The organism is Cupriavidus sp. FW216-B1 (assembly GCF_058789195.1).
Genome location: NZ_JBYTEL010000006.1, coordinates 172,341 through 195,064, shown reverse-complemented (window position 1 = coordinate 195,064; position 22,724 = coordinate 172,341). Strand labels below are relative to the sequence as shown.

The window sequence follows — 22,724 nt, the reverse complement described above, 5'->3', positions numbered from 1 at the left end:
TGAGCCTTGCCTTGATCCCGTCCGCCTGATGCCGCATTCCTCCCAGGCCCCGGCCCCGGTCGCCGCCACTTACTACGACGGCCGCTCGTCGCGCGCGCACGCGGCCAGCTTGGCGGTCGAGGGGCGCGAGGCGGTGCTGCGCGACGGCGGCGGCGCGGTGCTGCGGCGCGCGCCGCTGTCGGCGCTGCGGGTGTCAGAGCGCGTGCGGCGCGCGCCGCGCCTGGTGACGTTCGCCGACGGCGCGTTCTGCGAGATCGCCGACCACGCCGGGCTGGCCGCGCTGCTGGCCGCCAGCGGCCATCGCGAGGGCTGGGTGGCGCGCGCGCAGAACAGCTGGCGGCTGGTGCTGCTGTCGGTGCTCGGGCTGGCGGCGGTGCTGGCGGTCGGCTACGTCGTGGTGCTGCCGTGGGGCGCTGGCGTGGTGGCGCGCCGCGTGCCGCCGGCGCTGGAAGCGCGGCTCGGCGAGGCGACGCTGGCCAGCATCGACGACGGGCTGCTGGCGCCGTCCCGGCTGCCGGCCGCGCAGCAGGAGCGCATCCGCGCGGACTTCGCCGCGCTGCGGCGCCCGCCCGACCCGGGCCACGACTACCGCATCGTGTTCCGCCGCGGCGGCCAGCTTGGCGCCAACGCGCTGGCGCTGCCGGGCGGCACCATCGTCGTCACCGACGAACTGGTGAAGCTGGCCGGCGCCGGCCCGGGCCTGAGCGGTGTGCTGGCCCACGAAGCCGGGCACGTGGCGCAGCGCCACGGATTGCAGCAGGTGCTGCAGGCCTCGGCGGTGGGCGCGCTGGCGGCGTATTTCTTCGGCGACTACTCCAGCGTGCTGGCGGGCGTGCCGGCGACGCTGCTGACGCTGCGCTACTCGCGCGAGCACGAGCGCGCGGCCGATGCCTACGCGGTTGAGGTCATGCGGGACAACCGCCTGCCGGTGTCGGCCTTCGCCGACGTGCTGGAGGCGCTGGAGGCCGCGCACAGGCAGGAGGAGGCGGCGGCGCCGGCGGCCAGCGCCGACGCCTCCGCCGGCGCCGGCGGGCGCGAGACCAAGCGCGAGCGCCGCAGCCGCCGCGCCGCCGAGGATGGCGACAAGGCCGGGGACAACGATTTCTTCTCCACCCATCCGCTCACGCGTGAGCGCATCGAGGCCCTGCGCGCGGCGGCGCGGAACCAGGGCGGCTAGATCCCCGCGGGCCGCACGCTGTCCGGCAGCGACGAAGCCGCCACCTGCGCCTGCAGCCAGGCGTGGAACTGCTGGATGGTCTTCTCGCGCGGATTGGCTTCGCGCCAGATGACCCAGTAGTGCAGGCTGGACGGGATGCGCGCGGTGCCCAGCTGCACCAGCTCGCCGCTGGCGAGATAGTCGCGCGCCAGCTGCAGGCGCGCCGTGGCCGCGCCCTGGCCGGCCACGGCCGATTGCAGCAGCATGCCGGCATCCTGGAAGATCGGCCCGCGCTCGGGCTCGCTGGGCGGCAGGCCGGCCGCTTCCAGCCAGTCGCGCCACGGCCGCAGGGCGAAGCGCAGCATCGGCAGGCGCGGCAGGTCCGCCAGCGTGAAGCCGGGATAGCGCGCCAGCAGCGCCGGGCTGGCCACCGCGACCACGTGGTCCTCGATCAGGTTGTGGCAGGCGAAGCCGGGCAGGTCCACGCGCTGGTGCCAGATGCCCACGTCCACCGCGTAGGGGTCGGGCGGGCTGATCTCGGCGTGCAACCGCAGGTGCAGGTCCAGCCCCGGCAGCACGTCGCGCAGGCTGGGCAGGCGGCGGATCAGCCAGGCATTGGCGAGATCCGCCATCACGCTCACTTCCAGCCGTATCACCTGCGGCGCGCAGCCGTTGCTGGCCTCGCGCAGGCCGTCCTGCAGCTCGGCCAGGCCGTCGCGGATGCGCTCGGCCAGGCGCGCGCCCACGCTGGTGGGCATCATCAGGTGGGCGGCGCGCTGGAACAGCTTGGTGCCGAGGCTGGCTTCCAGCGCGCGGATATGGTGGCTGATCGCGCTGTGGGTCAGCGACAGCTCCTGCGCCGCGCGCGAGAAGCTGCGGTGCCGGGCCGCGGCCTCCACGGCGCGCAGCGCCTGCAGCGCGGGCAGGTGCGGGGTGGCGCCCTGGCGCGTGGCGCCGGGCGCCGGCGCGCCAGCGGGGCCATCGGCCACGGTGGCGGCGGTGGCCGGGATGGACGGCGGCGCGGCCGGCGGGGCGGGCTTGGGCGTTCGGGAGGTCATTGCCGTCAAATTCTACTCACAATCGCGGCAGGTATCTTTCGTTGGCCTTGCATGGTGCGACTCGGGACAATGCCGGCATGACTTCCGCCAATCCTGCTTCTTCCTCCGCCGCCGTTGCCGCCCCGCCCGCGCCCGCCGCCGGCAGCCGGCCCGGGCCGGCCCTGCCGCGCGACGCCGGCGCGCGCTGGCGCGTGCTGTGCATCTTCTCGCTCGGTTTCCTGGTGTCCTATGTCTACCGCGGCGTCAACCTGGGCTTCGCGCCGCACCTGATCCGCGAGATGGGCCTGAGCGCCGCCGATCTCGGCCTGCTGACCAGTTTCTATTTCCTCGGCTTTGCCTGCGCGCAGATTCCGGCGGGCCTGCTGCTCGACCGCTTCGGCCCGCGCCGCACCGAGGCCGTGCTGCTGCTGGCGGCGGTGGCCGGCGCGCTGGTGTTCGCCAGCGCGCCCGGCATGGCGGCGCTGGCGGCCGGGCGCCTGCTGATCGGCATCGGCGTGTCGGTGTGCCTGGGCGCGGCCATCCAGGCGCTGTCGATCTGGTTCCCGCCGTCGCGCATGCCGCTGCTCAACGGCGTGGTCATGGCCATCGGCGGCCTCGGCGCGGTGGTGGTGGGCGCGCCGCTGGCGTGGCTGCTGTCGTGGACGGACTGGCGCACGCTCAGCTACGGGCTGGCCGGGCTGACGCTGGGCATGGCGGCGCTGCTGTGGTTCGCCGCGCCCGAAGCCGGCGGCGCCGGCCAGCAGCGCCTCGCCGAGCAACTGCGCGGCACCTGGCAGGTATTGCGCAACGAGCGCTTCCTGCGCGTGGTGCCGCTGGCGCTGCTCAACCAGGGCATCTTCCTGTCGGTGCAGACCTTGTGGGTGGGCGCCTTCCTGCGCGACGTGGCGGGCCAGTCGCCGGGGCAGAGCGCGCGGCTGGTGTCGGTGATCGGCTTCGCCATGATGGGCGGCTGCGTGTGCGCCGGCTGGGCCGCGCGCCACCTCGAGCGCGCCGGGCTGAGCCTGTATGCGTTCGCCGGCCTGGGCATGAGCGGCTTCATCGTGGTCCAGTGCCTGATCATCGCGGGCGTGCCGCTGCCGCCGGTGCTGGTGTGGAGCGCCTACGGCGTGTTCGGCTCGAGCGGCATCCTGGCCTATGCCGTGCTGGCGCGCGGTTTTCCCGACGCGCTGATCGGCCGCGCCACCACCGCGCTGACGCTGGCGGTGTTCCTGGCCACCTTCGCCTGTCAGGTCGGGGTGGGCATGGTGCTCGATCTCTGGCCGGTCGCGGACGGCCGCTATCCGGCGCGCGCGCACCTCGTGGTGTGGGGCGGGCTGGTGGCGCTGCAGGTGGCGGCGGCGGCCTGGTACGCGCTGGGCCGCGAGCGCGGCGCGCGGGCGGCCTGACCGCGATCCGCGGCGAAGGCGCGCCTGCCGCCGCGCGGCCGGGTGGCGCTACAGCACCACCGGCCGGTCGTCCAGCTGGTTGTGGTTGGGTTTGCCGTCCTCGGCGGGGAAGTGCGTGGCGAGCAGGTGGTGGATCTGCTCCACCGCCGCCAACACCGGCCTGACCGAAAGGTCGCGCGCCAGCCCGGCGGCCAGTTCGCTGCACAGCGCGCGCCAGGTCTCGGGGCCGACGCGGGCGTCGATGCCGCGGTCGGCCAGCAGCTCGACGGCGTGGTCGGCCAGGTTGATGTAGAGCAGCACGCCGGTGTGGCCTTCGGTGTTCCAGACCTCGAGCGCGCCGAACAGGGCGCGCGCCCGCGCGCGCGGCGTGATGCCGGCGAAGGCCAGGCCGACCGGCAGGCTGGATTCGATCACCACGCGCACCTCGCCGTGGTGGCGCTGCTCGCCGGCGGCGACCGCCTGCTGCAGCTGCTGCCGGGCCTCGGCGGGGAAGTGGCGGTTGGCGGCGCCGGGGCGGGTGCCGAGATGGCGCAGCGCGCGTTTGAAGTGGGGCATGCGTGGCTACCAGTTGCCGGAGGCGCCGCCTCCGTCGAATCCGCCGCCCCCGCCGCCGCCGAAGCCGCCACCCCCTCCGCCGCCACCGCCACCGAAGCCGCCACCGCCGCCGCCGCGTCCCCAGCCGCCGCCGAGCCCGCCGAGCGTGCCGCCCAGGCCGCCCGCGGCCGCGTCCCAGCCGCGCCGGCCGGTCACGATCTGCGGGCCGCGCGGGCGCCGCGCGGCGGAGATGAAGAAGAACAGGATGATGGCGAGCGGGAACAGCACCGGCAGCCAGTCGGCCAGCGAATCGCGCTGGGCCGGTTTGCCGCCGGCCTGCGGGCCGGGCAGGCCTTCCTTGTCGATGGTGGCCTGGATGGCCGAGACGCCGGCCGCGAGGCCGCCGTAGAAGTCGTTCTGGCGGAAGTGCGGTGCCATCACGTCCTGCAGGATGCGCTTGGACATCGCGTCGGTGAGCGAGCCCTGCACGCCGCGGCCCACCTCGAGCCGCATCTTGCGCAGCCCGGGCGGGTTGTCCTTGGCGATCAGCAGGATCACGCCGTCGTCGATGCCCTTGCGCCCGGCGCGCCAGGCGTCGGCCACGCGGATGCTGTAGGCGTCGATCGGCTCGGGCTCGGTGGTGGGCACCATCAGCACGAAGATCTGGCTGCCGCGCTGCTGCTCGTATTCGGCCAGCACGTTTTCCAGCGCGCCGCGCTGGCTGGCGCTGAGCGTGCCGGTGAGGTCGGTCACGCGCTGGGTCAGCGGCGGCACCGGCACGAAGCCGTCGGCGCCGGCAGCCGCCGCGGCCGCGGCCGGCCACGCCAGCAGCGCGCCGAGCATCAGCGCCAGCGCCAGCAGCGCGCCGCGCCAGCCGCGCGCGGCCGGCAGGGGGAGGGGTCGGGCCAGGTCTTGCCGCATGGGTTCAGCCTCTTGGGTTCAGCCTCTTGGGTCTAGCCTGCTGCGTGCGCGGCGCGGATCAGAACTTCACCGCCGGCGGCGCCGAGATGGCCTTTTCGTTCTCCACCGAGAAGGACGGCTTGACCGGGTACTTGAACACCATCGCGGTCAGGTTGGTGGGGAAGCTGCGCGCCAGGACGTTGTAGTCGCGCACCGCGGCGATATAGCGCTGGCGCGCCACCGTGATGCGGTTCTCGGTGCCTTCGAGCTGCGACTGCAAATCGCGGAAAGAGGCGTCGGCCTTGAGCTGCGGATAGTTCTCCGACACGGCCAGCAGGCGCGACAGCGCGCCGCTCAGTTCGCCCTGGGCCTGCTGGAAGCGCTTGAAGGCCTCGGGGTCGTTGAGGGTCTCGGGCGAGACCTGGATGCTGGTGGCGGCGGCGCGGGCCTTGGTCACGGCTTCGAGGGTCTCGCGCTCGTGCGTGGCGTAGCCCTTGACGGTGTTGACCAGGTTGGGGATCAGGTCGGCGCGGCGCTGGTACTGGTTGATGACTTCGCCCCAGGCTGCCTTGACGGCCTCGTCCTTGGCCTGGAAGTCGTTGTATCCGCAGGCGGACAGCAGGCTGGCGCACAGGGCCAGCAGCAGCCAGCGCAGGACGGACCGCGCGGAGGCCGGGACAGAGGACAGGGCAGGGGACAGGGATGCGCGCATCGAACACTCCGGAAATCGGGGAAGCACCAGTGTAGCGCAGGGGGCGCCGCCGGCAAGCGCCGGCGTGCCGGTTGACGCCAGCATGCCGGTGCCGGTAGATTGTCGGCTTCGGCCCGGCGGCCGCGGTCCCGCACCGGCACCGCCGCGGCCTTGCCCGGATTCTCGATCCCCGGTTTTCCCGATCCCCGCTTCGCCATGCGCGCCTTTCCGCCGATTTCCGCACCCGCCCGAGCTGCCTCGCAGCCGCGGATGCCCGCGCGCGCCAAAGCCAAAAAACAGCCGCTCGTCTGACCGGGGCGCGCTGTTCCGTCAGATGAGCGACGGAACGGCACCTGCGACCAGGGGCGAGGCCGGCTTTGCCGCTTCCATCTTCCCGCAGTCCACGGCAGACCCAGCCGCCAATCCGGCGCCCTTCTGTACGGTTTTTTCCTGACCGGTCGTACAGGAGTGTTTCATGCAGCAAGCAGAACAAGCAGAGCAATCACAACAACCGGCACGGCCGCCGCGGCAGGCCTTCGCCGGCATCTGGCTGCCGCTGGTGACGCCGTTCGCCCACGGCGAGGTCGACCACGCCGCGCTGGCGCGGCTGGCGCGCCGCTACGCCGCCAGCGGCATCGCCGGCTTCGTGGCGTGCGGCAGCACCGGCGAGGCGGCCGCGCTCGACGAGGACGAGCAACTGGCCGTGCTCGACACCGTGCTCGAGGCCGCCGGCGGGCTGCCGGTGATGATGGGCGTGGCGGGCAGCAACGCGCGCCAGGCGCAGGCGCGCGTGCGGCGCCTGGCCGCGCGGCCGCTGGCGGGCGTGCTGGCGTCGGCGCCGGCCTATGTGCGGCCGTCGCAGGCCGGGCTGATCGATTATTTCCACATGCTGGCCGACGCCGCCGCCGCGCCGCTGGTGCTGTACGACATTCCGTACCGCACCGGCGTGAAGCTGGAGACCGACACCATCCTGGCGCTGGCCGCGCATCCGAACATCCATGCCGTCAAGGATTGCGGCGGCGACTATCACGGTACCCAGGCGGTGATCGCCGACGGCCGCCTGGCGCTGCTGGCCGGCGAGGACCACCAGTTGCTGGGCACGCTGTGCCTGGGCGGCAGCGGGGCGATCGTCGCCTCGGCCCATCTGCGCCCGGAGTCGTTCGTGGCGCTGGCGCGCGCGGTGGCGGACCAGCGGCTGGAGCAGGCGCGGCGCCTGTTCCACGCGCTGATGCCGATGATCCGGCTGCTGTTCGCGCAGCCCAACCCCGGTCCGCTCAAGGCCATGCTGGCGCGCGAGGGCTGGCTGCGCAACGAGCTGCGCGCGCCGATGACGCCGGCCGGCGAGGCGCTGGCGTCGGCGCTGGCACGCGCGGGCGCCAGCCTCGGCGAGGCGGTCCCGCGCGGCTAGCCACGCGGTGGTGCGCAGGCCGCTCAGCCGGCGGCGAACGCCTTGCGCGCCGCCTCGATGGTGGTGGCGAGGATGGCGTCGTCGTGCTGCGCCGAGACGAAGCCGGCCTCGAACGCGGACGGCGCCAGGTAGACGCCGGCGTCCAGCATGGCGTGGAAGAAGCGGTTGAAGCGCGCGGTGTCGCACCGGGTGACTTCGGCGAAGCTGCCCGGCACGCCCTCGCGGAAGTACAGGCCGAACATGCCGCCGATGGCGTCGGCGGCGAACGGCACGCCGGCTTCGCGCGCGGCCGCAGCGAGGCCGTCGGCGAGCTTGCGGGTCTGCGCGGCGAGGCGGTCGTGGAAGCCGGGCGCCTGGATCAGCTTGAGCGTGGTCAGCCCGGCCGCCACCGCGAGCGGGTTGCCCGACAGCGTGCCGGCCTGGTAGACGCCGCCCAGCGGCGCCAGGCAGGCCATGATGTCGCGCCGGCCGCCGAAGGCCGCGGCCGGCATGCCGCCGCCGATCACCTTGCCCAGGCAGGTCATGTCCGGGGTGATGCCGTAGTGCGCCTGCGCGCCGCCCAGCGCCACGCGGAAGCCCGTCATCACCTCGTCGAAGATCAGCACGGCGCCGTGCCTGGTGCACAGCGCGCGCATGGCCTGCAGGAAGGCGTCGCTGGCGCGCACCAGGTTCATGTTGCCGGCCACCGGCTCGACGATCACCGCGGCGATCTCGCCCTCGTGCTGGATGAAGGCCTGTTCGAGCTGCTCGACGTTGTTGTACTCCAGCACCATCGTGTGCTTGGTCACGTCGGCCGGCACGCCGGCCGAGGACGGCGCGTTCTGCGTGGTGTCGGCGAACGTCAGCAGGCCCGAGCCGGCCTTGACCAGCAGGCTGTCGGCATGGCCGTGGTAGCAGCCCTCGAACTTGACGATCAGGTCGCGCCTGGTGAAGCCGCGCGCCAGGCGCAGCGCGCTCATGGTGGCCTCGGTGCCGGACGACACCAGCCGCACCTGCTCGATCGACGGCACCAGCTTGCAGATTTCCTCGGCCATCTCGATCTCGGCCTCGGTCGGCGCGCCGAACGAGAAGCTCAGGCCGGCGGTCTCGCGCACCGCGCGCACCACCTCGGGATGGGCGTGGCCGACGATCATCGGGCCCCACGAGCCGATGTAGTCGATGTAGCGCTGGCCGTCGGCATCCCACATGTAGGCGCCTTCGGCGCGCGTGATGAAGCGGGGCGTGCCGCCCACCGAGCGGAAGGCGCGCACGGGCGAATTGACGCCGCCCGGGATGGTTTGCTGGGCGCGGTCGAAAAGCTGCTGGTTACGAGACATGGCTTTGCGTGAGATCAAAAGCAGGAGGAACGCGTTCTATCGGGCGGCAAGTCTGGCGGAAATGCCGGCAAAAAATCCCCAATGAAGGGCATTTGCGCGGTAACGTGCGCGAACACGGCGTGTTTGGCCCGGATCGTGCTTGCCCGGCTGGCGCCGGCGCCGCCGATTCGGTACCATCTGGCCCTGAATTTTAATGGAGAGTGACTGAACCGTTATGGAATACAAGACCTGGATGTGCCTGATCTGCGGGTGGATTTACGATGAAGCCGCCGGCGCGCCCGAAGACGGCATTGCCCCCGGCACCAAGTGGGAAGACGTGCCCATCAACTGGACGTGCCCGGAATGCGGCGCGCGCAAGGAAGATTTCGAGATGGTGGCTCTGTAAGCCGCCGTCGCGCGGCTCCGTGCCGCCGCGCGCGCCGGGGTGTCGCATCCGCCGGCGGCGGGGCGTCCCGGGCAGGGCAGCATGACGTGCCCGTGACAAGCCGGCCCGCGCCGCCGCGTCGCGTCGATGCGACAGATCGCCGGGGAATGTTCCGGATTCCGGATTGACGGCCCCACGGCGAGTTGTCACACTCTGTTTCAAATTTGAAAATCCCCCCTTTGGGGGCGGACTTGGGCAGGCGCGGGTACCACGCGCCGCCGTTTGCCGGGCGCGGGCCACCGCGGCGGTGTGTTTTTCGGGAATCAGGACGTTTTGTTTCGGGGTCCGCCGGCACAGCCATGCTGCGCCGCGCGGAAGTTCTCAGGTGAATGCCGGCGGGTCCCGCGAGGGGCGCGCTGGTTGCGGGAACGGGATGCGGGTCGCTCAACCACTAGAAAGTATTCGGGTCAACGCCGAACGGGTCAGTGCCGGAGCCATCGGAGCCACCGGCGTGGCCGAAGCCGGCGCGGCCGCCGGCGGCACGGTCGCGCCCGCGCGCCGCAAGGTGCTCGTCATCGACGACTCCAGCACCATCCGCCGCACCGCCGAGATCTTCCTGTCGCAGGCCGGCTGCGAGGTGCTGCTGGCCGAGGACGGCTTCGAGGCGCTCGCCAAGGTCGGCGACATGCACCCGGACCTGATCTTCTGCGACATCCTGATGCCGCGCCTGGACGGCTACCAGACCTGCGCCCTGATCAAGAAAAGCCCGCGCTTCCATGCCATTCCGGTGATCATGCTGTCGTCCCGCGACGGCGTGTTCGACCGCTCGCGCGGCCGCCTCGTCGGCGCGCGCGACCATCTCGCCAAGCCGTTCACCCGCGAGTCGCTGCTGCAGGCCGTCGATGCCTGCGTGCCATGTGCCGCCGCCGTGGCCAGCGCCGAACCGGCCTGAGCGCATATCTAGGAATACTCATGACCATCAGCAAGATCCTCATCGTCGACGACTCCCCGACCGAAGCCCTGTTCATGTCCGACCTGCTCGGCAAGCAGGGCTTCAAGGTGTCGGTGGCCGGCAACAGCGACCAGGCCTTCGCCCGGCTCGAAAGCGAGCGCTTCGACCTGATCCTCATGGACGTGGTGATGCCGGGCCAGAACGGCTACCAGGCCACCCGCGCCATCAAGCGCGACGACCGCTTCAAGGACATCCCGGTCATCATGTGCACCAGCAAGGGCCTGGACACCGACCGCATCTGGGGCATGCGCCAGGGCGCGGCCGACTACATCGTCAAGCCGGTCGACGGCGCGGAGCTGCTCGGCAAGATCGCGGCGCTGGCCCACTGAGCCGGATCGCCGCCCGCCTGCCCACCCGCCTACTCCCTTGCCACGACGGAATCCGCCCATGAACGCGCCGCGCCAGGATCTCCGGGCCAGACAGACCCGGCTGCAGGACTACCAGGCCATGCTGGCCCGCCGCCTGCGCGAGGCGCGCAGCCTGCCGGCGATGGACAGCTTTCTCGGCCTGCAGGTCGGCCAGCGCCACTGGCTGCTGCCGCTCAAGGAGACCGGGGAAGTGCTGGAGATGCGCCAGCCCAGCCGCGTGCCGCTCACGCAGGGCTGGTACACGGGGCTGGTGAACGCGCGCGGCAGCCTGCTCGGCGTGATCGATTTCGGCCTGTTCTGCGGCGAGGGTGCCACCCCGCTGCAGCCGGGCAGCAAGATCGTGGTGCTGTCGCGCCAGGTCGAGCGCGCCTGCGGCATCCTGGCCACGCGCGTGATCGGCCTGCGCCATGCCGGCGAGCTGAGTCTGCCGGCGGAGCCGCCGTCCATGCCGCCGCCGGGCCAGCCCCAGGACGCGCCGGAATGGGAGGGCGCGCGCTTCGCCGACCGCGACGGGCGCGACTGGCAGGTGCTGGACGTGAACCGCCTGCTGGCGTCGCCGGCCTTCCTGCAGGTCGGCCGGCAGGCTGCCTGAGGGGCGCCGGCGGCACGGAGACGCATCGCGGGCGGCACGGAGAAGCGGCACGAAGAAGCGGCAGGCGGCGGGGAGGAGGCGGGTCCGCGCTGGCCGCGGACGCGCCGCAGAGAAACCAAGAATCGAAGAATAACGAACAGAGGGTGCTATGGGTTTCAAGAACATCAGCCTGGGTCGCCGGGCGCCGGTGGCCGCTGCCGCCGAGGTGGCGGTGAACGCGGCGGCGCCGGCGGACAGGAGCACCCCGGCCGAGCGCATCGCCGACAGGCTGGCCCGCATCCCGTTCGCCAGCCAGCAGCGCGCGCTGACCGGCGGCGTGGTGCTGTCGCTGGTGGCGCTGCTGGCGTCGGTGTACGCGGACAACCGCGAGGCCAACAACGGCGCGGCGCAGATCGAGATCGCCGGCGACATGCTGATGCACTCCCAGCGCCTGGCCAAGGCGGTGCCGGTGGCGCTGCTGGGCAATGCGCAGGGCTTCACGCAGCTGCGCCAGTCCAAGGCCGAGCTGGCCGGCGACTTGCAGTCGCTGCAGAACGGCAGCGATGAAAAGCACGTGCGCGCCACCGGCGGCGCGGCCGCGCCGCTGCTGGAGAAGGCCATCGAATCGTGGCGCCGCACCGAGAAGAGCGCGGGCGACGTGCTGGCCCAGCAGCCGACCCTGACCACCATCGGCCAGACGCTGCAGATCTTCAACGCCTCCAACCCGGAACTGCTGGAAAGCGCCGAGCAGGTGGCGGCGATCAAGCTGCAGGGCGGCGCCAACGCGCGCGAGGTGGCCGCCTCCGCGCAGCTGGTGATGCTGACGCAGCGCCTGGGCAAGAACCTCAACGAGTTCCTGGCCGGCGAAGGCGTCAACCCGGAAACCGCGTTCCTGCTGGGCAAGGACACCAACACCTTCCGCGAGACGCTGGACGGCCTGCTCAACGGCAGCGAGGCGCTGCGCCTGGCGGCCACCGGCGACGCCGAGACGCGCACCTACCTGCAGCAGCTCTCGCAGCGTTTCGACGCCGTGCAGAAGACCACGCAGACCATCCTGCAGAACCTGCCCGGCCTGATCGCCGCCAAGCGCGCCCAGCAGCAGATCTTCAACGACAACGAGGCGCTGCGCGGCGAACTGTCGCAACTGCAGTCGGCCTATGCCGAAGGCGCGCGCGTGCGGCCGCTGACGCTGGGCGCGACCATCGTCTCGGCGGTGCTGACGCTGCTGTTCCTGGCCGGGCTGGCGGCGCTCTACCTGCGCGATTCGCGCGCCCGCGCCAGCGAGGCGGAAGCCCGCGAGCACGAAGCCGAGGCGCGCCGCCTCGAGGAAAAGCGCAACAACGACGCCACCCAGAAGGCCATTCTGCAGTTGATGAACGAGCTGCAGGACATCGCCGACGGCGACCTGACCAGGCAGGCCACCGTGACCGAGGACATCACCGGCGCCATCGCCGACTCGGTGAACTACACCGTGGAGGAACTGCGCGAGCTGGTCGGCCGGGTGCAGCAGACCGCGGGCGAGGTGACGCAGGCCTCGGGCCAGGTGCAGGACACCTCGACCCAGCTGGTGGCCGCCTCCGAGGAACAGTCGCGCCAGATCCGCCAGACCGGCGAGTCGGTGGTGGAGATGGCCGACCGCATCACCCAGGTGTCGCGCGGCGCGGCCGAGTCGGCCAACGTGGCGCGCGCCTCGCTGGCCGCCGCCGAGCAGGGCCAGCACGCGGTGCAGAACGCCATCGCCGGCATGAACGACATCCGCGAGCAGATCCAGGACACCTCCAAGCGGATCAAGCGCCTGGGCGAGTCGTCGCAGGAGATCGGCGAGATCGTCGAGCTGATTTCCGACATTACCGAGCAGACCAACGTGCTGGCGCTCAACGCCGCCATCCAGGCCGCCTCGGCCGGCGAGGCCGGGCGCGGCTTCTCGGTGGTGGCCGAGGAAGTGCAGCGCCTGGCCGAACGCTCGGGCGAGGCGACCAAGCAGATCGGCGCGCTGATCCGCACCATCCAGACCGACACGCAGGACGCGGTGCACGCGATGGAGCGCAGCACGCAGGGCGTGGTCGAAGGCGCCAAGCTGTCCGACAATGCCGGCGCCGCGCTGGTGGAGATCGGCCGCGTGTCGCGCCAGCTCGCCGAGCTGATCGAGCAGATTTCGCAGACCACCTCGCACGAAGCGGGGCTCGCCACCGCGGTGGCGCGCAATATCGAAGGGATCCTGCAGGTGACCGAACAGACCTCGTCCGGCACGCGCCAGACCGCGCTGTCGGTGCGCCAGCTCACCCTGCTGACCGAGGAACTGCGTAACTCCGTGCTGCGATTCAAGATCGCCTGACGGGTTACGCGAGCCACGGCCGCCGCGCGCCACGGACCGGCGCCACCGCATTGGACGCATTGGATGCAGTCATGTCATTGAATTTCCCCGCCTCGCACGAGCCCGCCGGCGCCGGTCCGGCCGCGCCGGACGTGCCGGCACCGGCGGCCCAGCGCGCCGCCGGCACCACGCACGCCGCCGAAGCCGCCGGCAGCCCGGTGTCGCGCGACCTTTCCATGCTGGCATGGCTGGCGCCGAGCCTGCGCGCGGCGCTCGACGATGCCGCCGCCGAACTGGGCCACTACGTCGACGAGGTGCAGCAGGCGCCCGAGGCGCTCGGCGCGCGCGACACCACCTCGCTGCGCCTGGCCGGCCAGCACCTGCACCAGGCCGCCGGCGCCGTGCACATCGTCGGCCTGCGCGGCGTGGACCCGTACTGCCAGGTGCTGCGCCGCCTGCTCGACGCCATCGACGCCGGCACCGTGCCGGCCGACGCGCAGACGCTGGGCGTGTTCCGCCTCGGCGTGCAGGCGCTGGCCGAGTACGTCGACGACCTGATGGCCGGCGACGACGAAGACCCGGTGCGCCTGTTCCGTTCCTATGCCGACGTGCTCGGCCGCCTCGGCGAAGACCGCGTGCATCCGGCCGACCTGTGGGTCGACGAGCTGCAGATGCTGCCCGGCATCCTGCTGCCGATGCGCATGGCCGCCTCGGTCACGCGCGCGCGCCAGCGCTTCGAGGCCGCGCTGCTCAAGGCGCTGCGCCTGCCGGTGCCGTGCCACGACGAGAGCCTGCTGCGCGAGGCCTACCTGCCGCTGGAGTCCGCGCTCGAAGACGTGCGCGCCAGCGAGCAGGAGCTGCGCCGCGCCACCGACCACCCCGACCGCGGCGTGTGGCACGTGCTGGCGCTGGTGTTCGGCGCGCTGGCCCACGGCCTGCTGCCCTCCGACCTGCTCGCCAAGCGCCTGGCGGCGCGGGCCCACCTGCTGCTGCGCCAGTACCTGCAAGGCCAGGTGCGCGTGCCGCAGGCGCTGCTCAACGACGCCGTCTACCTGCTGGTCACGACCACCGGCGCCGGCGCGGCCGCGCCCGCCGGCGAGGCCGAAAGCCAGCCGGTGCTGGCGCTGCGCTCGGCCATCCGCGAATGCCTGCAGGCGTTCCGCATCGACGCCGCGCACGGCGTGGCGCGCGCCGATTTCCGCGTGCGCTACTACGGCTGGCTCGACCCGATCGACACGCGCAACCTGCAGCAGGCCGCCGCCGCGCTCGAGCGCGCCGCCGCCGACCCGCAGCACGGCGACTGGCAGGGCGCGCTCGCGGCGCTGGCCGAAGCCGCGCAGCCGCTGGCCCAGCCCGCCTTGCTGCGCTGCCTGGACGCCGCCGCGCAGCCCGCCGTGCTGGCCGGCGGCGCGCGGCGGGGGGGCGTGCAGCAGGAAGGCGCCGAAGGCGAGGACATCGGCATCGGCGCCGTCGCGCTGTTCCTCGGCCGCGCGCTGGCGCTGCCTTGGCGCGTGCATGGCAACACCGGCCACGCCGCGGCCGCCGGTTTCGCGCAGCGCTGCGACGAGCTGGCCGCCTACCTGGGTGAGCGCCAGCGGGGCCACGCCGCGGCGCCCGCGCCGCGCTGGCTGGCGCAGATGGTGGAGCAGGCGCGCGCGCAGCGCCTGCGCGAGGCCGCCGTGGCGCAGCTGCGCGGCCATCTCGACAGCGGCGAATCCTGGCTCGACGCCTACGACCGCGACGCGGCCCGCCCCGAATCCGGCGCCCACCTGCGCGATGCGCAGCGCGCGTTCGTCGCGCTGGGCGCCACGCTGGAACAATTGCAGGACGCCGGCGCGCTGCCGGAGACGCTGCGCGCCGAGGCGCTCACCGTGGCCGCGGCGCTGCAGCGCGTGGCGCAGTCGCTCGGCCTGCTGGCCGGTGCGCGCGCCACGCCGGATGCTGCGCCGGACGCCGCCGCCGAGCGCGCCGGCTGGCTGGCCGCGATCGCCGGCGAGCTCGGCGCGGTGCATGCGTTCATCGACGCGCTCGCGTTCGGCCGCCGCGCCGCCGCCGACGCGCCGGATGGCGCGGAATACGATGCGGCCGGCCACGCCGCGGCGGAAGGCGGCGCGGTGTCCCACGCGGCCCTGCTCGCCAACGCGCGCGCGGCCGCCAGCGAGGTGGTGCGCCACCCGGCCGCCGCCGACGCGCCCGAGGTCAAGGCGCTGCGCGCCGCGCTGCAGGCGCTCAACGAGCAGGCGGCCATCGACGACGACGCCGGCCTGCGGCGCCAGGCCGACGAAGCCACCACCCAGCTCAATGCCTGGCTGGCCGGCTCGCAGGGCGCGGCCGAGCGCCTGGTGGTGGCGCTGGCGGACGCGCTGCCGGCCAATGTAGCGAGCGCGCCCGCCGCCGCGCCGGCGCCGCCGGCTGCCGCGGACAGCGCCGCCATCGATGCCGAGCTGCTCGACATCTTCCTCACCGAGGCCGACGAAGTGCTGGGCGAGGTCGCCAGCGACCTGCGCGCCGGCCTCGCTGCGCTCGGCGACGCCGATACCGTCAGCCGCCTGCGGCGCGCCTTCCATACGCTCAAGGGATCGAGCCGCATGGTCGGGCTGCACCGCTACGGCGAGGCGGCCTGGGCCATCGAACAGGTGATGAACCTGTGGATCGCCGAGGCGCGCGGGCCGTCGCAGGCGGTGGTCGACCTGCTGCTGCGCGCGCACGGCGAGCTGGCCGCGTGGGTGACGGCGCTGCAGGTCGATCCGCTGGCCACGCACGACACCGCCGGCCTGCTGGCCGCGGCGCAGGCGGTGCGTGCCGGCGAGGAGGCTGCCGCTGCTGCTGCCGATGTCGCCGCCGCCGCCGCGCCGGTGGAAGACCCGGCCGCGTTCGCGGCGCCGGCCTTCGTGGACGGGCTCGCGCTGCTCGACGCGGACGGCCAGCCGGGCGGCGAGAGCGGCGTGGCCGCCGGACTCGCGGGCGAACTCATGGCCGAATTCGTTCCGGGGTCCGAATTTGGGACCGGAAATGGGGCCGAAGCCGGGACCGAATCCGGGACCGGACCGGCAGCGCAACCCGCCGACCAGGCAACCGGCCTGACCGCCGACGACGAAGCCGCGGCCGACGCCAAGGTCATCCCGTTCCGCTTCGCCAGCACGCCGGCCGAGCAGAACGACCATTTCAAGGTGATCGGCCCGGTCCGCATCAGCCTGCCGCTCTACAACGTCTACCTGCAGGAAGCCGACGATCTGGTGCGCCAGTTCGCCACCGACGTCTCCGAATGGCGCCACGAAGGGCGCCCGTGCCCGAGCGAGCTGGCGCTGCGCGTCGCGCATACGCTGCAGGGCAGCGCCTCCACCGTGGGCCTGGAGCCGGTGCGCGCGATCGCCGAGGCGCTCGAGCGCCTGATGCTGCAACTGGGCACGCATCCGGTGGCCATGCACCCCGGCGATTTCCGCCTGCTCGAACAGGCGGTCGAGCGCGTGCGCGGCATGCTGCACCAGTTCGCCGCCGGCATCTGGCCGGATGCCGACGACGCGCTGTGCCGCAGCCTGGCCGAGCTGGGCGAGCGCGCCATGGTGCGCCCGCGCCTGGCCGTGCCGGAATCGGCCGGCATGGCGCCGGAGGCGGAAGGCGCGCCGGTCGCGCTGCTGTTCGGCAAGCCATCGTCGCCATCGTCACCGCCGTTTGCCGAGGCGCAGGACGGCGCGGCCGGGTTTGCCGCGGCCATCCCGCTCGTGCCCGAACCCGCTTCCGCGCACGCGGCGGCGCCGCTGGCCGAGGCGGCCAACGAAAGCATCGCGCCGGACGGCGAGGCGCCGCTCGACCCCGCGCTGGTCGAGATCTTCCTCGAGGAAGCCCACGGCAGCCTGCCCGAGCTCGGCCGGCTGCTGCGCGGCTGGGAAGCCACCGCCGGCGACGGCCAGGATGCCCGCCACGCCGGCCTGATCCTGCGCGCCCTGCATACGCTCAAGGGCAGCGCGCGCATGGCCGGCGCGATGGCGCTGGGCCAGGCCGCGCACGAGATGGAGACGCTGCTCGACGCCGCCGTGCGCGGCGGGCGCGTCGACGCCGCGCTGTTCGCGCGCCTGTATGCCTGGTACGACCGCATCCTCGCGCATGGCGAGGCGCTGCAGGGCGGCCGCCTGCTGGCGGTGGACGACCCCGAGCTGATCAATGCCGGCGACGCGCAGGTTGGCGAGCCGGAAAGCGGCGTGGCGGCCGAGGTGCGGTCCGATGTGCAGTCCGATATGCGGACCGAAGCGCCGGCCCTGCTACAGCTGCCGCAGGCCGGAGCGAGGCCGCTGTCGCCGGGCGCGGTGGGCGTGGGCATGCTGCAGCCCGCCACCGTGCCGGTGCCGGCCGAGACCGGCGAGCGCCTGCGCGCGCTGGTGCGCGTGCAGGCCCGCACGCTCGACACCCTCATCACCGACGCCGGCGAAGTCGGCGCCACGCGCGCGCGGCTGGAAAGCGAGCTCGACGCGCTGCGCAGCTATCTCGGCGAACTCAACGACAACGTGGCGCGCCTGCGCGGCCAGTTGCGCGAGATCGAGATCCAGGCCGAGTCGCAGATGGCGTCGCGCATCGCCGACGCCCAGCATTCGCAGGACTTCGATCCGCTCGAATTCGACCGCTTCACGCGCTTCCAGGAACTGACCCGCATGATGGCCGAGTCGGTCAACGACGTGGCCACGGTCGAGCAGAACCTGCAGCGCGGCTTCGACCGCGCCACCGGCGACCTCGACGCGCAGGCCCGCCTCACGCGCGGCCTGCAGCGCAGCCTGATGCAGGCGCGCATGGTGCAGTTCGACGCGCTGGCCGAGCGGCTCTACCGCGTGGCGCGCCAGGCCGCCAGCGAGACCGGCAAGGAAGTGCGGCTGCTCATCAAGGGCGGCACGGTGGAAGTCGACCGCTCGGTGCTGGACCGCATGGCCGGCCCGATCGAGCACCTGATCCGCAACGCGGTGGTGCACGGCATCGAGCCGGCCGAGGTCCGCCGCGCGGCGGGCAAGCCGGCCGCCGGCGCGCTCACGCTCGAGGTGCAGCAGGAAGGCAACGAGGTGGTGCTGCATTTCGTCGACGACGGCGGCGGCCTGGACCTGGCGCGCATCCACGCGCGCGCCATCGAGCGCGAGCTGCTCTCGGCCGACGACGACGCCGGCGAGGCGCGCCTGACCGAGCTGATCTTCGCGCCCGGCTTCAGCACCGCCGAGTCGGTGTCCGAACTGGCCGGGCGCGGCGTCGGCATGGACGTGGTGCGCGCCGAGACCGTGGCGCTGGGCGGGCGCATCGCGCTGGCCACGCAGGCCGGGCAGGGCACCCGCTTCACCGTGCACCTGCCGCTGACCACCGCCATCACGCAGGTGCTGCTGGTCACGCTGGGCGGGCGCCAGTTCGCCATTCCCAGCGGCATGATCGACCAGGTCCAGCAGCTGCGCTCGCAAGGCCTGCTCGAAGCCTACAACCGCGGCCGGCTCGACGCCGCCGGCGGCGAGGTGCCGTTCTACTACTTCGGCACGCTGCTGGAGGAAACGCCGGCCATCGCCGCGGGCCGCAAGTACTCGCCCGTGGTGGTGGTGCGCAGCGGCGCCGAACGCATCGCCGTGCACGTGGACGAAGTGATCGGCAACCGCGAAGTGGTGGTCAAGCACATCGGCCCCCACCTGGCGCGCCTCGAAGGCATCGCCGGCGCCACCACGCTCGGCGACGGCGAGATCGTGCTGATCTACAACCCGGTGGTGCTGGCGCAGCGCTTCGTGCGCGAGCGCGGCGAGCCGCCGCGCCTGCCGCTGCCGGGCCTGGAGCAGGCCGCGCAGCAGCCCGCGCTGGGCGCGGTGGCCGAACTGGGCCACGGCGGTGCCGCGCCGGTGGCTGGCCTGGGCACGCAGCCGACCATCATGGTGGTGGACGACTCGCTCACCGTGCGCAAGGTCTCGCACCGCCTGCTGACCCGCGCCGGCTACCAGGTGGTGCTGGCGCGCGACGGCGTGGACGCGCTGCGGCAACTGCAGGACGTGATGCCCGACGCCATGCTGGTCGACATCGAGATGCCGCACATGGACGGCTTCGACCTGACCCGCAACGTGCGCGGCGACAGCCGCACCGCCCACATGCCACTGGTGATGATCACCTCGCGCACGGCGGAAAAACACCGCCGCTACGCCGCCGAGATCGGCGTCAACGTGTATCTGGGCAAGCCGTACAACGAGGATGAACTGCTGACCACGCTGCACCATCTGCTGGGCGAACGCGCCGCGGGCACCGCGGGCTCGGTGGCGCAGATGCTGGGAGACGATGCGGGGAATTGAGGCGGAGGCGGGCTAGCTCCGGCCCTCTCCCCCGGCCCCTCTCCCGCGAGCGGGAGAGGGGAGCACACCGGCGGAAACTGCATTCGCCGGCGGCCCGGTTTTTCCACTTGCCTACTTGTTCACCATCTTCGCCGGCACCGACAAGGTCAGCGCCGCGCCGGCCACCAGGCACGCGGCCAGCAGGTACATGCCCGAATCCGTGCTCTGCGTCAGGTCCTTGAGCCAGCCCACCGCGTAGGGGCTGATGAAGCCGGCCAGGTTGCCCAGCGAATTGATCAGCGCGATGCCGGCGGCCGCGCCGGTGCCGGCGAGGAACGCCGTGGGCAGGCTCCAGAACAGCGGCAGCGTGGTCAGGATGCCGATGGTGCCGAGCGTGAGCCCGAACAGCGCCAGCGCGGTGTTGCCGTGCCAGTGCACCGACAGCAGCAGCCCCGCCGCGCCCACCAGCGCGGGGATGGCGATGTGCCAGCGGCGCTCGCGGTTGCGGTCGGCGCTGTAGGCCACCAGGATCATGCCGATGACCGCGCAGCCGTAGGGGATGGCGGTGAGCAGGCCGATGTCGAGCGTGCTCTTGACGCCGGTCTGCTTGATGATGGTCGGCAGCCAGAAGCTGACGCCGTACAGGCCCATCACGAACGAGAAGTAGATCGCGCTCATCAGCCACACGCGCGGGCTGGTCAGCACCTGCCTCACCGGCGCGTCTTCCTTGTGCATGTCCTCGCTGGCGATGTTGCGCTGGAGCAGCGCCTTCTCGTCCTCGCCGAGCCATTTGGCGTGGGCGATGCGGTCGTCCAGGTAGGCCAGCACGATCAGCCCCACCACCACCGACGGCACGCCTTCGATCAGGAACATCCACTGCCAGCCGGACCAGCCGTTGTGGCCGTCGAAGGACTGCATCACCCAGCCCGAGAGCGGGCCGCCGATCACGCCCGAGAGCGCGATGGCGGTCATGAAGAAGGTGGTGGTGCGCCCGCGCCGGTGCGCCGGGTACCAGTAGGTCAGGTAGAGGATGATGCCGGGGAAGAAGCCGGCCTCGGCGATGCCGAGCAGGAAGCGCAGCACGTAGAACATGGTCGGCGTGGTGACGAACATCATCGCCGCCGAGATCAGGCCCCAGGTGATCATGATGCGCGCGATCCAGATGCGCGCGCCCACCTTGTGCAGGATCACGTTGCTCGGCACCTCGAACAGGAAGTAGCCGATGAAGAAGATGCCCGCGCCCAGCCCGTAGATGGTCTCGCTGAACTTGAGGTCGCTGAGCATCTGCAGCTTGGCGAAGCCGACGTTGACGCGGTCCAGGTAGGCCACCACGTAGCACAGCAGCAGGAAGGGCACGAGGCGCCAGCTCACCTTGCGGTAGGTGGCGTCCTCGAAGGCGGTGCCGGAGGCACCGGGGTGTACTGCGGTCGTAGTCATGCTGTCTCCTCTGGGATTTGCTCTCTCTGGTTGCACGATACCGCTGGATGTGGCGCCGCTCGGCGCGGCGCCGGGAAACTGTTCCGTGTGTTCTCCTAGTGGGCGAACGGGCCGCGCCCGCGCAGCGCGTTGGCCGTCATCATCAGCGCCAGCAGGAAGGGCAGCGCCACGTAGAGGCACCAGTGCACGCGGTCGCCCACGGCCTCGCCCCACTTGCGCTTGAAGACCTGCAGGCGCGGCATGCCGGAAGGATTGGTGGCGCGCTTGTTTCTGACGTGCCATGCCATCCAGAAAAAGAAGATGGCGAAGGCGACCGACAGGAAATTGATATTACCCATGTTGTATGGCGATGGTTTTCAGTGTGGTGAATCCGTACAGGGCCTCGAAGCCCTTCTCGCGGCCGTGGCCCGACTGGCCGGTGCCGCCGAACGGCAGCTCGACGCCGCCGCCGGCGCCGTAGTTGTTGATGAAGACCTGGCCCGCGCGCAGCTTGTGCGCGAGGCGCAGCTGGCGCGCGCCGTCGCGCGTCCAGATGCCGGCCACCAGCCCGTAGGGCGTGCCGTTGGCCAGCGCGACGGCCTCGGCCTCGGTGTCGAACGGCGTGGCGGCCAGCAGCGGGCCGAACACCTCTTCCTGCGCCAGCCGGTGCGAGGGCGGCACGTCGCGGAATAGCATCGGCACCTGGTAGTAGCCGGCCTCGGGCGCCTCGGCCACGATCTGGCCCTGCGCCATCGCGGCGATGCCGGCGTGCTGCGCGTCGGAGACGAAGTCCCACACGCGCTGCTGCTGCTTGCGGCTGATCAGCGGGCCGCATTCCAGGTCGAGCCCGGACGGGCCCACGCGCAGCGACTCGAACACCGTGGCCAGGCGGTCCAGCACGGTGTCGTAGAGCGCGCGCTCGACCAGCACGCGGCTGCCGGCCGAGCAGGTCTGGCCGGCGTTCTGCACGATGCCGTTGACGATGACCGGCACCAGCGCGTCGAGGTCGGCGTCGGCGAACACGACCTGGGGCGACTTGCCGCCCAGCTCCAGCGTCACCGGCACATGGTTCTCGGCCGCCATCTGCGCGACCTGCCTGCCGGTCTGGGGCGAGCCGGTAAACGAGATGTGGTTGATGCCGGGGTGGCGCGCCAGCGCGGCGCCGGCCTCGTGGCCGTAGCCGGTGACGATGTTGAGCGCGCCTTCGGGCAGGCCGGCTCCGGCGGCCAGCTCGGCCACGCGCAGCAGCGACAGGCAGGCGTCCTCGGCCGGCTTGACCACGCAGGCGTTGCCGGCGGCCAGCGCCGCGCCCACGCTGCGCCCGAAGATCTGCAGCGGGTAGTTCCACGGGATGATGTGGCCGGTCACGCCGTGCGGCTCGCGCACCGTCAGCACGGTGTAGCCGGGCTGGTAGGGGATGGTCTGGCCGTGCAGCTTGTCGGCCGCGCCGGCGTAGAACTCGAAGTAGCGCGCCACCGCGCGCGCGTCGGCGGCGGCCTGGCGCAGCGGCTTGCCGGTGTCGCGCGCTTCCAGCGCGGCGAGCTCGGCCTCGTGCTCGATCAGCACCAGCGCCACGCGGTTGAGCAGGCGCGCGCGCTCGGCCGGCGCCATCGCGCCCCAGGCGCCTTCGGCGGCCTGGCGGGCGGCGTGGACGGCCACGTTGATGTCGACGGCGTTGCCGCGCGCGATCTCGGCGAAGGGCTCGCCGCTGGAGGGGTCGAAGACCTTGATGCGCATGCCGGAATCCGGCGCGATCAGGCGGTTGGCAACGAAATGCTGGGCATGCATTGATGGGGCTCCGGCTGGATGCGACCGCCGCCGTGCGGCTGGCGGTGCGCCTGTCGATGCGTGGTTCGGACAATTCAGCATTATCACCCAGCGCGCGCGGCCCGCAAGGCACGCGGCCCGGGCCGGCCGCCATGCGGTCCCCAGGGCGGTCCCCGGCCGGCAATCGTCAGG

General features: G+C 72.5%; 17 protein-coding genes. 9 read left to right on the top strand and 8 right to left on the bottom strand.

The features are described 5' to 3' along the window. Positions 1–28 precede the first annotated feature (28 nt). Positions 29–1,177, top strand: coding sequence for a M48 family metallopeptidase (locus AC3WXD_RS15355; protein ID WP_492324097.1), 1,149 nt, complete (start codon positions 29–31; stop codon positions 1,175–1,177). Here AC3WXD_RS15355 and AC3WXD_RS15350 read toward each other — a convergent pair. After that, positions 1,174–2,214 (bottom strand): LysR substrate-binding domain-containing protein, encoded by a 1,041-nt coding sequence (locus tag AC3WXD_RS15350; RefSeq protein ID WP_492324096.1) that lies wholly within the window; start codon positions 2,212–2,214, stop codon positions 1,174–1,176. The two genes, AC3WXD_RS15355 and AC3WXD_RS15350, sit on opposite strands and share 4 nt — an antisense overlap. A 77-nt stretch (positions 2,215–2,291) precedes the next feature. Between AC3WXD_RS15350 and AC3WXD_RS15345 the strand changes: the two genes are divergently transcribed. Beyond that, on the top strand, positions 2,292–3,599 hold the full coding sequence (locus AC3WXD_RS15345) for an MFS transporter (protein ID WP_492324095.1): 1,308 nt from the start codon (positions 2,292–2,294) through the stop codon (positions 3,597–3,599). A gap of 48 nt (positions 3,600–3,647) precedes the next feature. On the opposite strand, the gene AC3WXD_RS15340 is transcribed toward AC3WXD_RS15345, so the two are convergent. From AC3WXD_RS15340 to AC3WXD_RS15330, 3 genes are read right to left on the bottom strand one after another with little or no spacing between them, the layout of a single operon-like run. Beyond that, on the bottom strand, positions 3,648–4,154 hold the full coding sequence (locus AC3WXD_RS15340) for a TPM domain-containing protein (protein ID WP_454731074.1): 507 nt from the start codon (positions 4,152–4,154) through the stop codon (positions 3,648–3,650). Between the two features lie 6 nt (positions 4,155–4,160). Continuing rightward, positions 4,161–5,054, bottom strand: a complete 894-nt coding sequence (locus AC3WXD_RS15335; protein WP_492324094.1) for a TPM domain-containing protein — start codon at positions 5,052–5,054, stop codon at positions 4,161–4,163. A 58-nt stretch (positions 5,055–5,112) separates the two neighbouring features. Further along, on the bottom strand, positions 5,113–5,745 hold the full coding sequence (locus AC3WXD_RS15330) for a LemA family protein (RefSeq protein ID WP_059410731.1): 633 nt from the start codon (positions 5,743–5,745) through the stop codon (positions 5,113–5,115). A 454-nt stretch (positions 5,746–6,199) separates the two neighbouring features. Here AC3WXD_RS15330 and dapA point away from each other — a divergent pair, with 454 nt between their 5' ends. Next, complete coding sequence (dapA, locus tag AC3WXD_RS15325) at positions 6,200–7,132, top strand: 4-hydroxy-tetrahydrodipicolinate synthase (RefSeq protein ID WP_454731076.1); 933 nt, start codon at positions 6,200–6,202, stop codon at positions 7,130–7,132. A 23-nt stretch (positions 7,133–7,155) separates the two neighbouring features. Here the strand turns inward: dapA and hemL are convergent, their stop codons facing one another. Then, the gene (hemL, locus tag AC3WXD_RS15320) at positions 7,156–8,448 is read right to left on the bottom strand and encodes a glutamate-1-semialdehyde 2,1-aminomutase (RefSeq protein ID WP_492324093.1); all 1,293 of its coding nucleotides are present in this window, start codon (positions 8,446–8,448) and stop codon (positions 7,156–7,158) included. Between the two features lie 214 nt (positions 8,449–8,662). On the opposite strand from hemL, the gene AC3WXD_RS15315 reads away from it, so the two are divergent. The 6 genes from AC3WXD_RS15315 (at position 8,663) to AC3WXD_RS15290 (ending at position 19,370) form a co-directional block, all read left to right on the top strand. Continuing rightward, positions 8,663–8,833, top strand: a complete 171-nt coding sequence (locus AC3WXD_RS15315) for a rubredoxin (protein ID WP_017225880.1) — start codon at positions 8,663–8,665, stop codon at positions 8,831–8,833. A gap of 412 nt (positions 8,834–9,245) precedes the next feature. Continuing rightward, positions 9,246–9,764: a response regulator gene (locus AC3WXD_RS15310; RefSeq protein ID WP_454731078.1), complete on the top strand. Its 519-nt coding sequence runs from the start codon at positions 9,246–9,248 to the stop codon at positions 9,762–9,764. 20 nt (positions 9,765–9,784) lie between these two features. Further along, entirely contained in the window at positions 9,785–10,153 is a 369-nt protein-coding gene (locus AC3WXD_RS15305; protein ID WP_020204541.1) for a response regulator, read from the top strand. Positions 10,154–10,211: 58 nt separating this feature from the next. Continuing rightward, on the top strand, positions 10,212–10,784 hold the full coding sequence (locus tag AC3WXD_RS15300; protein WP_020204542.1) for a chemotaxis protein CheW: 573 nt from the start codon (positions 10,212–10,214) through the stop codon (positions 10,782–10,784). A 148-nt stretch (positions 10,785–10,932) separates the two neighbouring features. Continuing rightward, positions 10,933–13,098 carry a methyl-accepting chemotaxis protein gene (locus AC3WXD_RS15295; RefSeq protein WP_020204543.1) on the top strand — a complete coding sequence of 722 codons (2,166 nt, stop codon included), beginning with the start codon at positions 10,933–10,935 and terminating at the stop codon, positions 13,096–13,098. A 71-nt stretch (positions 13,099–13,169) separates the two neighbouring features. Next, complete coding sequence (locus tag AC3WXD_RS15290; protein ID WP_492324092.1) at positions 13,170–19,370, top strand: hybrid sensor histidine kinase/response regulator; 6,201 nt, start codon at positions 13,170–13,172, stop codon at positions 19,368–19,370. Positions 19,371–19,481: 111 nt separating this feature from the next. On the opposite strand, the gene AC3WXD_RS15285 is transcribed toward AC3WXD_RS15290, so the two are convergent. The 3 genes from AC3WXD_RS15285 to AC3WXD_RS15275 all read right to left on the bottom strand — a co-directional run bounded on the left by AC3WXD_RS15285 (position 19,482) and on the right by AC3WXD_RS15275 (position 22,553). Next, on the bottom strand, positions 19,482–20,786 hold the full coding sequence (locus AC3WXD_RS15285; RefSeq protein WP_020204545.1) for an MFS transporter: 1,305 nt from the start codon (positions 20,784–20,786) through the stop codon (positions 19,482–19,484). 95 nt (positions 20,787–20,881) lie between these two features. Further along, positions 20,882–21,124 (bottom strand): hypothetical protein, encoded by a 243-nt coding sequence (locus tag AC3WXD_RS15280; RefSeq protein ID WP_020204546.1) that lies wholly within the window; start codon positions 21,122–21,124, stop codon positions 20,882–20,884. Next, positions 21,117–22,553: an aldehyde dehydrogenase family protein gene (locus tag AC3WXD_RS15275; RefSeq protein WP_492324091.1), complete on the bottom strand. Its 1,437-nt coding sequence runs from the start codon at positions 22,551–22,553 to the stop codon at positions 21,117–21,119. Before AC3WXD_RS15275 ends, AC3WXD_RS15280 begins: the two co-directional genes overlap by 8 nt. Positions 22,554–22,724 lie beyond the last annotated feature (171 nt).

Coding starts and splice junctions, on each gene's coding strand:
- AC3WXD_RS15355 (WP_492324097.1), top strand. CDS start 29: ATGCCGCATTCCTCCCAGGCCCCGGCCCCGGTCGCCGCCACTTACTAC.
- AC3WXD_RS15350 (WP_492324096.1), bottom strand. CDS start 2,214: ATGACCTCCCGAACGCCCAAGCCCGCCCCGCCGGCCGCGCCGCCGTCC.
- AC3WXD_RS15345 (WP_492324095.1), top strand. CDS start 2,292: ATGACTTCCGCCAATCCTGCTTCTTCCTCCGCCGCCGTTGCCGCCCCG.
- AC3WXD_RS15340 (WP_454731074.1), bottom strand. CDS start 4,154: ATGCCCCACTTCAAACGCGCGCTGCGCCATCTCGGCACCCGCCCCGGC.
- AC3WXD_RS15335 (WP_492324094.1), bottom strand. CDS start 5,054: ATGCGGCAAGACCTGGCCCGACCCCTCCCCCTGCCGGCCGCGCGCGGC.
- AC3WXD_RS15330 (WP_059410731.1), bottom strand. CDS start 5,745: ATGCGCGCATCCCTGTCCCCTGCCCTGTCCTCTGTCCCGGCCTCCGCG.
- dapA (WP_454731076.1), top strand. CDS start 6,200: ATGCAGCAAGCAGAACAAGCAGAGCAATCACAACAACCGGCACGGCCG.
- hemL (WP_492324093.1), bottom strand. CDS start 8,448: ATGTCTCGTAACCAGCAGCTTTTCGACCGCGCCCAGCAAACCATCCCG.
- AC3WXD_RS15315 (WP_017225880.1), top strand. CDS start 8,663: ATGGAATACAAGACCTGGATGTGCCTGATCTGCGGGTGGATTTACGAT.
- AC3WXD_RS15310 (WP_454731078.1), top strand. CDS start 9,246: ATGCGGGTCGCTCAACCACTAGAAAGTATTCGGGTCAACGCCGAACGG.
- AC3WXD_RS15305 (WP_020204541.1), top strand. CDS start 9,785: ATGACCATCAGCAAGATCCTCATCGTCGACGACTCCCCGACCGAAGCC.
- AC3WXD_RS15300 (WP_020204542.1), top strand. CDS start 10,212: ATGAACGCGCCGCGCCAGGATCTCCGGGCCAGACAGACCCGGCTGCAG.
- AC3WXD_RS15295 (WP_020204543.1), top strand. CDS start 10,933: ATGGGTTTCAAGAACATCAGCCTGGGTCGCCGGGCGCCGGTGGCCGCT.
- AC3WXD_RS15290 (WP_492324092.1), top strand. CDS start 13,170: ATGTCATTGAATTTCCCCGCCTCGCACGAGCCCGCCGGCGCCGGTCCG.
- AC3WXD_RS15285 (WP_020204545.1), bottom strand. CDS start 20,786: ATGACTACGACCGCAGTACACCCCGGTGCCTCCGGCACCGCCTTCGAG.
- AC3WXD_RS15280 (WP_020204546.1), bottom strand. CDS start 21,124: ATGGGTAATATCAATTTCCTGTCGGTCGCCTTCGCCATCTTCTTTTTC.
- AC3WXD_RS15275 (WP_492324091.1), bottom strand. CDS start 22,553: ATGCATGCCCAGCATTTCGTTGCCAACCGCCTGATCGCGCCGGATTCC.